Genomic DNA, 11,765 nt, shown 5'->3' on the forward strand with positions numbered 1-11,765 from the left:
CTCGTTCGCTTCATTGTCCGTCCTCAAGTTGGGTCGGACTCTAATCGATGGTGGAGGAAAAATCCCGTGGCAGGTCAAACGCGCCCGATCCGGCTGCGGTCCTGCTGAAGGCGCTAATACCTCGGCTCAGTAGGCCCCAGCAGGGGCAATGAAAATCCGTCGGCTTTGTCGCCGTAAGGTTCGCTAAAGGAACGAGCACTCTACGCGCCGTCATTAGCGGCGCTGTTTCCGCGCACTATTCGTTCATTCGCGGGCTTTATCAACGGCCTCTGCGAGCTTCTCGCTTTCGACAAAGCCCGGAACAAGATTATCGCCAATCACGAATGCAGGAGTTCCGCTAAATCCAAGGGATTGCGAGAGGCGCATCGAGGTCTCGATGTGCTCTGCAATTTCCGGGCGGTCCATATCCGATTTGAGGCGTTTCACATCAAGTCCGATGTCTTCTGCGATCCGAAGGACGCTCGCTTCGTCCGCATGCCCGTTCATGCCCATCAAAGCCCAATGAAAAGCCTCGTATTTACCTTGAAGCCGCGATGCCAACGCCGCTTTGGTGGCGAACACGGAGCCTTCCCCGAGAATTGGCCATTCGCGATAGACGAGACGGACATTGGGATCGGCGTCTAGAAGAGCCTGAACTTCTGGCATGGCACGCCGGCAGTAGGGGCAATTGTAATCAAAGAATTCCACGACGGTTACATCTCCATCAGGATTGCCGAGGACCGGTGCGTTTGGGTCCTGCTCAAGCAACGATCGTTGATCACTCAAGACAGATGCCTGCGCTTGAGCTTGGGCTTCGGCATCCTGACGCTGAAGGATTGCAACGGCTTCCATGACGATTTGTGGGTTCTCGCGGATCGCTTCATATACGAGTTCCTTGACCCGAGCCTCATCCAGATCGGCTGCCTGTCCCGTCATCGGAAGCAGGGCCAGCGAGGTAACGAGCACCAAATTCCTGAACAACATTTTATTATCCTTCCTGTTCTGCTTCTGTGCGTGCGGCCTGAGCCTTTCGCTCGCGTTCTGGCCAAGTTGATTTGATGAAACCAAGAACGTCATTGATTTCTTGATCGGTTAGCTTGTCACCGAACCCAGGCATTCCGCTGTCGAATTCGGAGCCTTGTTTCCGCATGAGCTCCTTCCCCCCAAGCTTTGTGTAGGAGAACAGGATTTGATCGCTGTGGTGCCAAGTATGTCCGCTACGGTCATGCGGAGGCGCTGGAAGACGACCGTCCGGGCCGGTGTCCCGCCAGTTCGGTTGCCCTTCGAGATCGGCACCGTGACACGATGCACAGTTTTCCGCATAGAGCACCCGTCCCCGTTCGGTGTCGATCGCGGTTTCGGAGGCTGATTTGTCTGGCGCTGGAATGGCGAGCCACCATACGGCACCTATCGCAATCACGCCAAGGCTCGAGAACGCCGCCAGATACGTCGGTTTCATAAAGCCTTCCCCCGTTCCGCCAGTCCGGATGAGAACTGGCGGTTTGCGTCGTGCTCGGTGGGTTTGCCTTTGCAGTTCAACGGCGGCGTGCGAACTACACTCCGCGAAACCGTCGCATAAATGTGTGCTACTGGGGTGGCCCTCATTTTATTCTCTTCTTTTCGGAGACAAGATCGGTTTTCAGATATTCGTCGCAAGGTCACATATCTCGTTGCGATGCCTCGCCGACCCCTTGTGCGACGCGATCAGGAGATGGTTCATCGCCATCAAGCAGGTAGACGGCCATTGCTTCGAGGTCTTCTTTCGAGAGGAAACGTGTGTTGCCCTGCACGATCTCGGCCATGCCGCCGCCGAAAGCATCACCTGAAGGTGTCACTCCCGTGCGCAAGGCATAAGCGAGATTAGAGACGGTCCAACCTTGCTCGGACAGGGACTGTGGCGTAATCGCAGGAGCTTTGTTTTCGCCTGGGAGTGTGTCGCTTCCAGCAAAGACAGCATCGAGCTTACGACCGCCGCCAATATTGCGTGGGGTGTGACATGCGCCACAATGAGCGGCTCCTCTTACCAATTCCCGGCCGCGGTTCCATCTCGCGCTTTTCTCAGAAACAGGCTCTGTAGGAGGATCGTGAAGAAAGGCCACTCGCCAAAGCTTCAGCCCTGATCGCTGATTGAATGGAAACCCGACTTCATGCTCAGGCGCTGCTTTGGCAACCGGGGGGACAGTCTGGAACGCCGCCCATAGGTCCGCGATATCTTGATCCGTAAAGTCAGCATAGAACGGATAAGCGAAGGCTGGATAATAGGGGTGACCGTCGGGGCTGATCCCCTGGCGAACCGCCCTAGCAAATTGCTCGATCGTCCACCCGCCAATGCCGTGCGTTTTATCGGTCGTCAGGTTCGGAGGATAGAAAGTGCCGAATTCTGTCGCTAGACCAGCGCCACCTGCAAGCGCTGCGCTTCCTTCCTCTTTATTCGTGTGACACGAAATGCAGCCCGACGCCCGCGCCAAATACGCGCCGCGTTGGACATTGCCCGGTTGCGAGATCGGCGACGGCATTTTGCCGATCGGCCAGACTACTAAGGCCCCAACCGCAAGGGCGCCGAGCGCCCCTGCGGCAAGTGTAAGTTTTTTAAGCCAGCTCATCGTTACTTCGCCTCGAAGCGAAACTTCGCATGACATGAGGAGCAGGTTTGGGTGACCATGTTGAAAGCGCCATCCGCTGGCATCGAGGCATAATCCATCATTCCGCCGTCTGAGGCCGCCCCCATCATCGACGATGTGCCCATCATGCCGCCCCCAGAAGACTGCGTGCCCATCATCGAGCCTGCGCCAAGATTTGCCCCGGACGCCATCAGACCATTGCCCGCCGCTTCAGCGAGTCCCTCGCTCGCCGTCTTCAACTGGTCTGCTAATGCACTGAATTTGTCCCATTCCGACCAAATTTCCGGCTTCGCTTCAGACGGCTTGCTATCAGAACCTTCCGGAAACAGCTCCGTCAAGCCATCGCTGTGTTCGATGAACACGCGCGCTGCCGCACGCACCGCAGCAGCATCGTAGTCGGTCTCGCCACGCATCATCGGGGCCAATTTCCTTACCGATTGTCCCATCGCGCTCATGGCATCCATGCGCTCCTTGACAACACCCTCCGCACCGCCATGTGCGAATACTGCAGTAGCCATCGTTGCCCCTACCAAGAGGCCGATCGTCAGTTTGCTCTTCATTGTTCCGTATCCTGTGTTCGAGTTATTGATAGGTGAAATGGGCGATGCTCGATCGTCCAATTTTCAGGATAGGTGTTTGGGAGGAGGCGGCTCGCTCGGGACATCTCGGTCGGAAAAGCTCAGATCTGAATGCTCGCGAATTACGTGAGATAAGGTTCCTGAAGCTCTCGGAACAGAAAGGCTGACCGTGACCATGTTTTTCGAGCAATCCGGACCAGGTTCACAATGGTCGGGCAAGGTTTCGTCCGCGCCATGTGAGTGGAGATCGTGCTCAATATCTGTATCCGGTGCCGTGCTCTCGGCAAGTCGCGTTTCGCGATCACCGACTTGCGTTGGGCCAATTGGGAAAAGGCCAAATTGGGCGAGAGCGACCACAAGTAGGACCGAGACCGCTCTCTGAATTATGGTCAACCCGACCACCAAAGTCAGTTGATCCCGTTTGCGCGCTGCAGCTCACGCACGTATGCGACAATCAACTTCACGTCGCCTTTGGTAAGTCCTTCGATCGGGGGCATGTTGCCGAAATTCCAGTGATGCGAGCGGACGCCGTTTTGGGCGGCGTTCAGAAAGGCAGCGTCTGAATGGTGGTTCGGTTCGTAGATTTTGTTCACGAGCGGGGGAGCGACACCGTTTTGACCTGCGGCGTTCTCACCATGGCATGCCGCACATTTTGCCTGGAATGCGCGTTGTCCCATCTGAGCTCCCGAAGACAGCTCCGCAGGCAGGCTTACCTTCGCAATCGGCGCCCCCTGCGGGATATCACTCGTGTCCGGAGGCACCATCGAATGTCCCTGAGCGGTCTGCGCGGGCGCCGGCTGAAAAGCTTGCCAACCTGCCGCTCCTAGCCCGAGAACAAGGAACCCGCCAACGAACCATCCCCAAAAATTCATGATGTTTTCTTCTCCTATATGTAATCAGCTCAGATCAGCTTGACCTGCGTCCCAACCGGCGTTCTGGCGAAGACCTCTTCGATGTGCTCGTTGTAAAGACCGATACAGCCGTTCGATGATCTGCGACCGATCTTGCGGGTGTCCTGTGTCCCGTGGATCCGGTAATACTGCCAGGACAGGTAGAGAGCGCGAGTTCCGAGCGGATTTGAAGGATCGCCTCCCGGCACGTAGGCAGGCCACTCGGGATTGCGTTTGCGCATCGAGGGGGTCGGTGCCCAGCTTGGATTCTCACGTTTCTCGATGACTTCGGTGTAGCCGCGTTTCGTCAACTCATCGGTCAATGGCACGGACGTCGGATAAATCCGCATTTCCCCATGTTCGGTCCAGTGTTGAAGCACTTTTGTGACCGTATCCGAAATGATGATGCCTTTGCCGAGCCGTTTAAAATGGTCGCGCCAATCATGAAGCGCGAAAGACGAGATGTTCCGGCGAACATCGTCTGCTTCCTCCGCGCGGAGCGTTCGCGGGAGGGTGACGAAGGCACCGGACAACATTACAAAGCTCCGCCGGTTCAGACTTTGATTTCTTGCCATTTGTTCATCGTGGGGTTCTGGACGGGACGTCTCATCGAATACTCGGGATGGCTCGAACCTCAACCATGGCGGGCGGTGATTTTTGTATCGAACTGTATCCTTGACCCAGAGGCAGAATAGCGAGCTAAACAAGTCTTGCCCACTTGACTGGAGGCCAGTTTCGCCAGGCTCGGAATCCAAATGGGTCGGTGAGCCGGTCCGCGAAAGTAGGTGAACGGAATTCGTGGCTAATCAAATGCCAGGGGAGACGATTTGATGAAGTTTAGATTCGCGCTGCATGGTTTCCTCTGGCTCGGCGCGATTGCAGTGGCCCAATTCGGCCTATTGATGCCGACAACAGCAACAGCCGCGAGTTCCTCTGCATATGAAGTTGCAGCCGTCGAGGCGCGGCTGATTTCGGCTCAAGACGCCGTGTCGGCAGAGGCTGAAACTCTTTCCGCCGGTCTGGAGCTCAATCTTGGCGATGGTTGGAAAACCTACTGGCGCTCTCCCGGAGAGGTAGGCGTTCCTCCGCAAATTGACTGGAGTGGATCTGAGAACGTTGCGAGCGTCGATTTCCTCTGGCCTGCACCGGAACGGTTTACTGCCTTCGGCATCGAGAATTTCGGCTATCATGAAGAGGTCGTCTTTCCGCTACAAGTCACTCTAGAGAACCCAGGGCAGCCTGTAGACCTCAAGGCCAACGTCAAGTTGCTGACCTGCTCGGAGGTGTGCGTCCCGCAGGACTTTGATTTGGTGCTCAGGTTGCCAAATGGAAGCGGAATTGATCAGGATTCGGCAGATCGCATCGGCACGTTTCTGGCGCGCGTTCCCGCCGAAGGGGATGCCGCAGGCATCGCCACCGCGAGGTCTCATATAAACGAAGATTTTACTCGCCTGACCATTGAGATTACGTCCAGCAGCGAGTTCCAGGCGCCGGATCTCTTTCCCGAAATCGGAAACGGAGGTGCGCTGGGAAAACCCGATATAAGAGTCGGAGGATCACGGACGCTTTGGGCGGAATTTCCCATTCTTGCTTATATGGCGGAGAAAGCTACACCTCTGTCAGTGACTGTGACCGATGGGCCAGAACGCGCCTTTACCGTTACGCCTGAACCTGTGACCGCCGCGCCAGTTCCTCCATTCGACGTTGCCCGAGTGATCCCAGGCGTCGATCAGTTGGTCTGGATTGCCCTTGTCGCATTTCTCGGCGGGCTGATCCTGAATGCTATGCCCTGCGTTCTTCCTGTCCTGTCTATAAAGCTTTCCTCAGCCATGAAATCCGAGGGTCGCAGTCGTGGTCAAGTGAGAGCAGGCTTCCTCGCCGCCGCAGCCGGAGTCATGGTCTTCATGTGGCTGCTTGCGACACTACTCTTCGCTTTGCAAAGGATCGGCGTTGCCGTCGGATGGGGGCTTCAATTCCAGAACCCAGTATTTCTGGTGCTGATGTTGCTTGTCCTCGGCCTGTTTACCGCGAACCTCTTCGGCTTCTTTGAAATTTCTCTGCCAGCGGCTCTGACAACTCGGTTAACGAGAGTTGGCGGCGGGGCCGGATACTGGGCTGATTTTGCCACCGGACTTTTCGGGGCTGTCATGGCAACTCCCTGCTCCGCACCGTTTCTGGGGACGGCTATCGCATTCGCTCTTGCGGGCCGTGCAATGGACATCGCTATGGTCTTCACCATGCTTGGGCTCGGCCTCGCCTCTCCATATATGCTCGTAGCTATTGCACCAGGTCTCGTTCGGTTCCTTCCGAAACCCGGCCGCTGGATGATCGCTTTGAAGACAGGCCTCGGTCTGCTCTTGATCGGCACCGCAGCATGGTTGTTTTATGTTCTCATCGGTGTAGCCGGTTGGCGCGCTGCGCTTGTCGTCGCTTCACTCGGAGCGGCGCTGGCTGTAGTGTCGGTATCTACATGGCTTTCAAGAAAACTGCGTTGGGCACTGGGGCTCACCCTTGCGGCACTAGCGATCGTGGCCGCGCCATCTTTGACCACGGGCCCTGAAATTGCCGGTCAAAGCGGGACAATCTCTTGGATCGCATTTGACCGTGGCGACATTGCCCGGCGGGTGTCGCGCGGAGAAGTCGTGTTCGTCGATGTGACCGCAAATTGGTGCCTGACCTGCAAAGCTAACAAGGCCCTCGTGTTGGAACGCGATCCAGTTCTCGCTGCCTTGAATGGGCCAGAGGTTTCTCCGATGCTCGCGGATTGGACGCGGCCGAACGAGGCGATCGCTCGATTTTTGGAAGCCAACAACAGATACGGCATTCCATTTAATGCGGTATATGGACCTTCCGCTCCCGAAGGGATTATTCTCTCGGAGATATTGTCCAGCGGTGCCGTCCTTACGGCGTTGCGAGATGCTGGTTCTTCCACAAATTCGGATGGCGATGGAAAGTATACTGAGCTGACGGGAGCGGCAGGAGCCCCGGACTGATGAGCGGCAACGCTCATCTCCATCACCACTTGTTTTGAGTTGGGGAGTCACTGTGCGATCCCTTTCGCGAGGATCTGTTCAAAACGCATGGCCATGTCGCCTGCCTCCGAAATTCTTTCAGCGCGGGATGCAGATGGGTTCTTTCATATGGCCCCGTGAGTGCCGCGGGCGCGTAGGAGCGGCTTCAGGCTTGCCTGCATCGTATCTAATCGAGCTGTGGCTTTGCTTTCGGCAGCCGAACTGTCGCGACGAGCCCCCCGCCGGGATGGTTCGCCAAGCTAATTTCACCTCCCTGTCCATGCAGAATTGACCGCGCGATCGACAGCCCCAACCCATGTCCGCCAGTTTCAAGAGAACGGCTTTCTTCAAGTCTGACAAACGGGTCAAAGACGCGCTCCAGATCGCTGGCTGGAATGCCCGGTCCTTTATCAGAGATCGTGATTTCGATGTCTTCACCGAGGACCTGCCACCCTACAGTCGCAGATCCGCCATACCTGACGGCATTTTCGATCACATTCCGCAATGCGCGACGTGTCGCGTTCGGGCGCAAGCGCACCCGGACAGTGGGACCGGCTGTTAAACCAAAAGACGCCACCATATCGGTTTGGAGAGTTTCGAGGAATGTCTGCAACTCAACTTCCTGCATCTCCTCGCTTCCCGAAAGCCCTTTCGCGAAGGTAAGAGTTGCCTCGACCATTGATTGCATTTCCTCGACGGTCGACACGAGGTTTTCACGTAACTCTTCTTCTTCAACCATTTCCGAGTGGACGCGCATGGCGGTCAACGGAGAGCGCAGATCATGCCCGAGCGCTGCAAGAACGCGCGTGCGGTCCGTCACGAACCGCGTCAGCCTTTCCTGCATTCGATTGAAGCCAGCGGTCAATTCTCGCACTTCCATGGGGCCTCTCTCTGGAAGCGCGTTCGCGTTCTCGCCACGTCCTAGACGGTCCGACGCTCTCACCAATCGCCTCAAGGGACCCAATAGGCCCGCCATTACAAACCAAGTAACCCCGACCAGAAGGGCCATCGCCGTAAGGCCGAACGTCAGAATTGAGTAGCGAGGCCATTGAATCGGTGGGCGTTCGAAGCGCGTGCTGACATTTAGCCATTGGCCACCGGCAATCGAGATCGAGAGGTTCATTTCGATTGCGGAGAGTTCGCCGCGCATCATGGCCAAGTGCATTTCCGTCATCTCGCGCGACAAATTCGGCAGTGGTAGGATAGCGCCTTGGATTTGGTGTAGCTCGACACGAATATCGCGACTGTAGCTTTCATTGAGAAGCCCGCGCACGCGTGCCTCAACCACCCCACCATCGGAATGATCCGTATGCTGAACGAGCGGCTTTGCAGTTAAGTCGAAGCGAACAAGTGGGGAGTTCGCCGCGCGGATAATCGACGGGCGCAAGTCTGCAGGCGCCTCTTCGATCAGGCGGGCGACGTTGGCAGCGCGTCCAGCAGCCTCAAATCCTAACGCCGCTCGAATGGCGAGGCTACGTTCATCTGCAAAAAGCCATAAGCTGATAAGCTGCGCTACGCCGAGCGCGGCGATGATCAGGAGCACGAGCTGGACTCTCAAAGACCGCATGAAGCGCCCGATCATCCGGAAACCTCTACGTCCACGGATAGGCAGTAGCCACCACCCCTAATCGTTTTTATGATACTGGGCCGGAGGATGTCGGGTTCTAGTTTGCGTCGAAGGCGAGAAATCTGGTTGTCAATTTTTCGATCCAACGGGCCGGCAGAAATACCTTGGGACAAATCAAGCAACTGGTCACGGCTCAACACCATCCGAGGTCGTTCTAGCAGGACCATCAGGAGCTTGAAGTCAGCGACCGTGAGGGCGGTCTCGTGTCCAGTCTTGTCAACGAGAACTTGCCGATCAACCTCCAAAGTAAGGTGTGCAAAGTGAACTTTCCGACCGCTCAAGTTTCCGGTGAAAACTTCCTGATTTTCGCTTCGTCGCAGGACCGCTTTGATCCTCGCAAGCAGCTCGCGGGGATTGAAGGGCTTCGGCAGATAATCGTCGGCACCGGTATCAAGGCCGGTAATTCGGTCCTCGTCATCTCCTAAGGCGGTCAACATGATGATCGGTAAGCGCCCTTTGTCCGATAAACGTTGGCAGACTGAGAGACCATCTTCGCCAGGCATCATGACATCCAGCACCAACAGGTCATAGTTGCCGAGAGCCAACTTCGTGTCCATCTCCTCCGCGTCTTTTGCAGCGGTCGCCCGCATACCGTTTTTCGTCAAATAACGAGTGACGCTTCTGCGGATTTGCTCGTGGTCATCTACGATAAGGATATGTGGAGCGTTCTGCATGGGTCTCATCAACTGTGCTAGCTCGACGTCTGGCATCTTTCTTGTAGCTAATGCTGTTAGCCTTAGTCCAATGCGACAAACGGATACAATTCCGCGACTGCACCTCGGAACGTTCAGATGTTTATACTTAGTCTGTCCCGCCATAGCCATTCTCGGAAGGAGCGCCGCTCTTGCTGACGGCCACCGTCATCGACCCACGGATCGCAAACTTTCTTCCACGGGTGGATTTGCATGGCCCGAGATTGGGCGCTGCGGCCCCAATTTCGCAGCCGGTTCTGGCGCAATGCTCTTAGATCATTTCTTCTGGCCGTTAGGAACAGAGCGAAGGCGCAAGCGCTAAGCGTAGAGGGCGTAAATGCACGAAATAAACTTTGGAGAAACAACATGCTAACCCGACGTGATACCTTGAGCATTTTCGCTTCGAGTGTCGTATTCGCATATGCGCCCGCTTGGGCGGAAACTCACGACATGTGGTCGCTCGAGGTTCTTCACGATGCATTGAACCGCGATTTGGCACGGCTTGTGGATATTCGCAGGCCAGACGAATGGACGGAAACCGGCGTCGCAAAAGGGGCTTGGCCAATTGATATGACCCATCCCCGGTTCGGGGAACGCCTCTTCGCGGCCCGCGATCTCGCGAAGGGACGCCCTGTCGCTTTGATTTGTCGGACCGGCCATCGTTCGGGTTTCGTCATGGGAAAGTTGCGTGAAGCGAATGCAACAGGTTTCGTTGACGCCGTAGGTGGGATGCTCGGCGCACCGGGCCTTCCTGGTTGGATCGAACAAGGTTTGCCCACCGTGTCGAAAGAAACCGCACTTTCTAACCTTCCCAAAGAACTCGCCTGAGAGACAATATAAACAATGATCGATCGTAGAGCATTCATCTCGGGCTTGGCGGGACTATCCTTCTCGGCTGCCCCGCTCGCTGCCGGCGCGCAGACAAAAGCCAGGAAATTGGCAATGCCGCCCTTAGTGGACGCAACGGGAGATCGGCGCTTCAGTCTGACTGCGCAGAAGGGCATGAGGGATTTCACCGGACTTGGGGCTGGTGAGACTTGGGGCTTCAACCAATCTTATTTGGGGCCAACACTTCGACTTTCTTCGCGGGCTTCGACGCAAGCGCGGATCGAAAACACACTACCCGAAGAAATCTCGGTTCACTGGCATGGCATGCTGATCCCCGGTCACGCTGACGGCGGTCCGCATCAGACGATTGCCTCTGGTGCGACGTGGGCTCCCGAACTGAATGTGATGCAACCCCCAGCCACGCTCTGGTATCATTCGCACGTTCACAGGGAGACCGGAAAGCAGGTTCAAAAAGGATTGGCTGGAGTTCTGCACGTAACGGACGGACAGGACGATGCGAAAGGCCTTCCATCGGAATATGGTATCGATGACCTTACATTGGTCCTGCAGGACAGGCGCTTCGACCGGCGCGGCCGCATCGACTACGGTCTGTCGATGCCAGACCAGATGATGGGCTTTATGGGCAATGTCATGCTGGTCAACGGTCAGATGGGCACCCATGCTGTCGTTCCGCGTGGCATTGTTCGCTTGCGTCTTCTCAACGGGTCCAATGCAAGGATCTATCCTTTGACCTTTGCGGATCGTCGCGAGATGCATCTCATTGCGACGGACAGTGGATATCTCGATCGTCCGGTCGCGATCGAGTCACTCGTGATCGCTCCCGGCGAGCGCTACGAGGTCCTTGTTGACTTTTCACGCGGAGAAGGGGGCACTTTGATGTCTGCGGCAAGCCCAAATCAAATGATGGGAGGGGCAGGGGCGGACTTCGAAGTGCTTCCATTTTCTGTGGATGGAACTCTTCCCGCACGCATCGCGAAAATCCCCACCGACCTAGGTGGGGATCTGCCAGCCGGGAAGAGCTCTTCCGGCGGTCGCCGCAAGATTACGCTCGATATGCCGATGGGGATGGGCATGATGATGCGCGGGCTCAATGACCGGTTCGGCATCAACGGCCGCGCCTTTGATATGAGGCGGATTGACCTATCGATTGCCAAAGGTTCAACGGAAATCTGGGAAGTCTCCTCAAGCATGATGATGCACCCGTTCCACGTTCATGGTGTGAGGTTTCAGGTTCTAACGGAAAACGGTCGAAACCCGAGCATTCAAAACACAGGTTGGAAGGACACAGTGCTTGTAAATGGTCGGGCCGAGATATTGATTGACTTCGACCAGGCCGCGGATCGTGGCACTCCGTTTATGTATCACTGTCATATCCTCGAGCACGAAGATGGTGGAATGATGGGGCAGTTCACTGTCACATGACTGCTAAAGCAGGGACATATGAGCTACTCCCCGACTCTTGGACAGGATCTGGCGTAAATTAAGCTACTCGTTGCACCTGCTGACCGGATTGGTTGA

General features: G+C 56.2%; 11 protein-coding genes. 3 read left to right on the forward strand and 8 right to left on the reverse strand.

Annotated features, from left to right (window positions below; genetic code table 11):
• Positions 1–243 precede the first annotated feature (243 nt).
• The 6 genes from BMI89_RS20300 to BMI89_RS20325 form a co-directional block, all read right to left on the reverse strand.
• Positions 244–963, reverse strand: coding sequence for a DsbA family protein (locus BMI89_RS20300; protein WP_078520070.1), 720 nt, complete (start codon positions 961–963; stop codon positions 244–246).
• 4 nt (positions 964–967) lie between these two features.
• Complete coding sequence (locus BMI89_RS20305) at positions 968–1,438, reverse strand: cytochrome c (protein ID WP_078520069.1); 471 nt, start codon at positions 1,436–1,438, stop codon at positions 968–970.
• 199 nt (positions 1,439–1,637) lie between these two features.
• On the reverse strand, positions 1,638–2,582 hold the full coding sequence (locus BMI89_RS20310) for a cytochrome c (protein ID WP_078520068.1): 945 nt from the start codon (positions 2,580–2,582) through the stop codon (positions 1,638–1,640).
• A gap of 2 nt (positions 2,583–2,584) precedes the next feature.
• Entirely contained in the window at positions 2,585–3,160 is a 576-nt protein-coding gene (locus BMI89_RS20315) for a cytochrome c (RefSeq protein ID WP_078572585.1), read from the reverse strand.
• 425 nt (positions 3,161–3,585) lie between these two features.
• On the reverse strand, positions 3,586–4,050 hold the full coding sequence (locus BMI89_RS20320; protein ID WP_078572586.1) for a cytochrome c: 465 nt from the start codon (positions 4,048–4,050) through the stop codon (positions 3,586–3,588).
• A gap of 29 nt (positions 4,051–4,079) precedes the next feature.
• Positions 4,080–4,604 (reverse strand): L,D-transpeptidase, encoded by a 525-nt coding sequence (locus BMI89_RS20325; RefSeq protein WP_246832092.1) that lies wholly within the window; start codon positions 4,602–4,604, stop codon positions 4,080–4,082.
• A 294-nt stretch (positions 4,605–4,898) separates the two neighbouring features.
• Here BMI89_RS20325 and BMI89_RS20330 point away from each other — a divergent pair, with 294 nt between their 5' ends.
• Positions 4,899–7,061, forward strand: a complete 2,163-nt coding sequence (locus BMI89_RS20330) for a protein-disulfide reductase DsbD domain-containing protein (RefSeq protein WP_078572588.1) — start codon at positions 4,899–4,901, stop codon at positions 7,059–7,061.
• 205 nt (positions 7,062–7,266) lie between these two features.
• Here BMI89_RS20330 and BMI89_RS20335 read toward each other — a convergent pair whose 3' ends face one another.
• Together BMI89_RS20335 and BMI89_RS20340 are read right to left on the reverse strand one after the other, a co-directional pair.
• Positions 7,267–8,661 (reverse strand): ATP-binding protein, encoded by a 1,395-nt coding sequence (locus BMI89_RS20335; RefSeq protein WP_210402189.1) that lies wholly within the window; start codon positions 8,659–8,661, stop codon positions 7,267–7,269.
• Entirely contained in the window at positions 8,658–9,380 is a 723-nt protein-coding gene (locus BMI89_RS20340; RefSeq protein WP_078572589.1) for a response regulator, read from the reverse strand. Before BMI89_RS20340 ends, BMI89_RS20335 begins: the two co-directional genes overlap by 4 nt.
• Positions 9,381–9,848: 468 nt before the next feature.
• Here BMI89_RS20340 and BMI89_RS20345 point away from each other — a divergent pair, with 468 nt between their 5' ends.
• Together BMI89_RS20345 and BMI89_RS20350 are read left to right on the forward strand one after the other, a co-directional pair.
• Complete coding sequence (locus BMI89_RS20345; RefSeq protein ID WP_246832093.1) at positions 9,849–10,226, forward strand: rhodanese-like domain-containing protein; 378 nt, start codon at positions 9,849–9,851, stop codon at positions 10,224–10,226.
• Positions 10,227–10,241: 15 nt separating this feature from the next.
• Positions 10,242–11,669, forward strand: coding sequence for a multicopper oxidase domain-containing protein (locus tag BMI89_RS20350; RefSeq protein WP_078520064.1), 1,428 nt, complete (start codon positions 10,242–10,244; stop codon positions 11,667–11,669).
• Positions 11,670–11,765 lie beyond the last annotated feature (96 nt).

This window comes from Thioclava sp. F36-7 (assembly GCF_002020075.1).
In the GTDB taxonomy this organism is placed as follows: Bacteria; Pseudomonadota; Alphaproteobacteria; order Rhodobacterales; family Rhodobacteraceae; genus Thioclava; species Thioclava sediminum.